Origin of the sequence: Pseudomonas sp. Sample_24 (genome assembly GCF_004307605.1) — a bacterium.
GTDB lineage: Bacteria > Pseudomonadota > Gammaproteobacteria > Pseudomonadales > Pseudomonadaceae > Aquipseudomonas.
Map to the genome: position 1 here is coordinate 1 of NZ_RCNW01000472.1, position 2,952 is coordinate 2,952.

At 58.7% G+C, this 2,952-nt stretch carries 3 protein-coding genes; all 3 read right to left on the minus strand.

Annotated features, from left to right (window positions below):
- On the minus strand, positions 1 to 865 hold an 865-nt coding region (locus D8V06_RS27055), incomplete at its 3' end, for a Na/Pi cotransporter family protein (protein WP_130932163.1).
- A 354-nt stretch (positions 866 to 1,219) separates the two neighbouring features.
- Positions 1,220 to 1,987 (minus strand): TerC family protein, encoded by a 768-nt coding sequence (locus D8V06_RS27060; RefSeq protein WP_056854230.1) that lies wholly within the window; start codon positions 1,985 to 1,987, stop codon positions 1,220 to 1,222.
- Between the two features lie 84 nt (positions 1,988 to 2,071).
- On the minus strand, positions 2,072 to 2,952 hold an 881-nt coding region (locus tag D8V06_RS27065), incomplete at its 5' end, for a citrate:proton symporter (protein WP_130932164.1).

A 2,952-nucleotide genomic window follows, 5' to 3' on the forward strand; every position in this document is an offset into this window, starting at 1 on the left:
TCAGGCAGCGCGCCGTGTTGTAGAGCAGGTGGAAGCCGATGACCATTTCCTGAGGGCTGAAGTCGAGGCTGTCGAGCCAATGCACCACGGGGTCGAGCACCGGAATGATCAGCACCAGGCCGATCAGTTTGTACAGCAGGCTGCCCAATGCCACCTGGCGCCCGGCGGCGTTCTGCATGCTGGTGCTGAGGAACGCCAGAATGCCGCTGCCGATGTTGGCACCGATCACCAGGCCGATGGCCACCGGCAGACTGATCACGTTCGCGCCGGCCAGGGTCGCGGTCAGCAGCACCGCCGCGAGGCTTGAATAGGAAATCATCGCGAACAGCGCACCCACCAGGGCGTCGAGCAGAATGTCGCCGGTCAGCGAGGCGAAGATTACCTTCACCCCTTGGGCATGAGTGATCGGCGTGGCCGCTTCGACGATCAGCTGCAACGCCAGGATGATCAAGCCCAAGCCGATCGCGACACGGCCCATCTGGCCCAGGCGGGTCTGTTTGCGCGAGAGAAAGAAAATCACCCCGAGGAAAATCAGCAGCGGCGACAGCCATGACAGGTCAAGAGTCAACACCCGCGCCATCAACGCCGTACCGACATCCGCGCCAAGCATGGTGGCCAGCGCCGGCGTCAGCGCCATCAAGCCCTGGCCGACAAATGAAGTGACCAGCATCGCGGTGGCGTTGCTGCTCTGCACCATCGCGGTGACGACGATTCCGGAAATGAACGCCAGCCAGCGTCTGGACATGTTCTGTCCGATGACATGGCGCAAGTTGGAGCCAAACACCCGCAGAATGCCGGTTCGGACGATGTGCGTGCCCCAGATCAACAAGGCCACGGCGGAGAGTAGATTGAGCAGGGTGAGCATACAGACCCCCTGTGGTGTAGCGCTCCAAAGGGAGCAAGTTGACGGTGCCGCGCGACGATCTACTTCTTCTGTACTTAAGCTGTAGTTGGCTAACGGTCTGGACGCCAGCATCGCATAGCTAAAGACGTGATTGAAACAAAACTGTCATGAAAACAGCTCCGTGCGGAAAATGAAAAAGGGACCCGAAGGTCCCCTTGTTCACAGCGTGACTGTGGCGAAGGAGCTTGCTCCCGCTGGGTCGCGTAGCGGCCCCAATACCGGCAAGTCCGATACGTTTACGCCTGCTGCGCAGTCGAGCGGGAGCAAGCTCCCTCGCCACAAAAGCTCTTATCCCACAGAGCTTTGCCCTCCGGGTTACTGTCCCGGAATGTCCTTGCGCAGTTTCACCGGATCCTGCTGCTTGCGCTTTCTCGCCATCGCGGTGCGCATCTTGATGTTGATCGCTTCCACCGCCAGCGAGAACGCCATGGCAAAGTAGACGTAGCCTTTTGGCACGTGCACATCCAGGGATTCGGCAATCAGAACGGTACCGACTACCAACAGGAACGACAGCGCCAGCATTTTCAGGGATGGGTGCTTGTCGATGAACGTGCTGATGGTGCCCGAGGCCAGCATCATCACCAGAACCGCGACAACGATCGCCGCCACCATGACCGGTACATGGGACACCATGCCGACCGCGGTGATCACCGAGTCCAGCGAGAACACGATGTCGATGATCGCGATCTGGATGATGGTGTAGAGGAAGTTGCCACCCTTGCCCGAAGGTTCTTCGTTGCTTTCGTCTTCACCTTCCAGTGCGTGGTACATCTCTTGCGAGCTCTTCCACAGCAGGAACAGGCCACCAAAGAACAGGATCAGGTCACGTCCGGAAATGCCCTGGCCGAATACTTCGAACAAGTCGGCGGTGAGGCGCATGACCCAGGTGATCGACAGCAGCAACAGAATCCGCGTGATCATGGCCAGCGCCAGGCCGAAAATCCGCGTGCGCTGTTGCATGTGCTTGGGCATGCGGCTGACCAGGATCGAAATCATGATGATGTTATCGATGCCCAGGACGATTTCCAGAGCAGTCAGGGTGAAGAAGGCAACCCAGATTTCAGGGTTGGTCAGCCATTCCATGTGTATTCCTTTGAGCGATTGTTAAACCAAAACGGGCCCGGGCTTCAAAAACGAAGCCTGGACCCGGTGTGGTGAGTCTTGGGCTTATAGAGTGCTGAACAGCGGAAAAATCCCCATCAGCAATGCAGCAACCAGTATGCACATACACACCAGCACTGCCCACTTGAGGGTGAAGCGCTGGTGATCACCAAAATCGATCCCGGCCAGGGCCACCAACAAATAAGTCGATGGTACCAGCGGGCTCAACAAGTGGACGGGCTGACCGACGATCGAGGCACGTGCCATTTCCACCGCGGTTATACCGTAATGGCTGGCGGCTTCGGCAAGTACCGGTAACACGCCGTAATAAAATGCATCGTTCGACATGAAGAACGTGAACGGCATGCTCACCAGCGCCGTTATGACTGCCAGGTACGGGCCGAGGAAATCCGGAATCACCGACAGCAGGCTTTTCGACATCGCATCGACCATACCGGTGCCCGACAGGATACCGGTGAAGATACCGGCAGCAAAGATCAGCCCGACCACCGCCAGCACACTGCCAGCATGGGCAGCCACGCGATCCTTCTGTTGTTGCAGGCATGGGTAGTTAACGATCATCGCGATACTGAAGGCCACCATGAACAATACCGGCAACGGCAACAGGCCAGCGATCAGGGTGCACATTAAGCCCAGGGTCAGGGCACCGTTGAACCAGATCAGCTTCGGACGACGGGCATCGGGGAATTGCGAGACGCTGATTTCGCTGTGATCGATCTCATCGCCCACCAGGTGCAACTCACCCAGACGCGCACGTTCACGCTTGCCGTAGAAGTAAGCAATCGCCAGGATCGCCACCACACCGGCTGCCATCGCCGGAATCATCGGCACGAAGATCGCCGACGGGTCCACGTGCAGCGCACTCGCGGCACGGGCGGTCGGGCCGCCCCATGGGGTCATGTTCATCACGCCACCGGCGAGGATGA

Bases quoted from the DNA above. Each gene is read 5' to 3' on its own strand.
- D8V06_RS27060 (WP_056854230.1), bottom strand. From the start codon at position 1,987: ATGGAATGGCTGACCAACCCTGAAATCTGGGTTGCCTTCTTCACCCTG.